We start from the raw sequence: 705 nt of genomic DNA on the forward strand, positions 1-705 counted from the left end.
AACAATAAAATTATTAAGTTTATGCTGATAGTGAATTAATACATTCTCAACAGCCGCATCATTGGGTAAATAAGATCGGAAATGCTCTACCATTTGACTAGCTAATTTTTGTAATAACAGCGTATGGCTATCATAATCAATAAAGTCATTATCAATCAAACAACGAATGATATAATTTTCAAGATGAGGCTCTTTGATATATTCATTCTTAGAAGTGAGAAAAATGCTTTTATGTGTCCGCAATTCTCGAATTAAAAGTTCTTTACTAACAGGTTGCAAGTTTAAGCTTTCTAGATTTTTCAAATCAAAATCAGAAAAACCATAAGTAACCTCACGTGAAGGTACGAGTACAATATTGGGAATATCTATGATTAATTCTGGTAATTGTTTTGTCAGAATTGTAACCACTTTTGACACAAGAGACTTTTGTGCTAGCGGCATAGTACTCATAATTTTATTGCTCATTTTTTCTTGTATCGATGCAGAATAAAGCATTTGAGAACTTGGTAAGTTATCATTCTCTTTGATAATATTCCACGCGATAGCAGCAATTTGTTGCTCTTCGGGCGTCAATACAGGGGAATCTGTATTCCGTAATACGATATTTTTTAGATCTGATGCTCTATCTATATCGCAATAACGCGTTCCCGCCGTTTGCATAAATAAAGCTTCCACTTGACATGGAACCGTCGCTATATCCGACTT

General features: G+C 33.8%; 1 pseudogene. It reads right to left on the reverse strand.

Annotated elements, in window-relative coordinates:
* A pseudogene (locus ACFINC_RS10815) lies at nt 1-660 on the reverse strand (restriction endonuclease subunit R); the annotation flags it as partial.
* Between the last annotated feature and the right edge of the window lie 45 nt (nt 661-705).

This window comes from Bartonella sp. AP58NXGY (genome assembly GCF_042195785.1).
Classification (GTDB): domain Bacteria; phylum Pseudomonadota; class Alphaproteobacteria; order Rhizobiales; family Rhizobiaceae; genus Bartonella.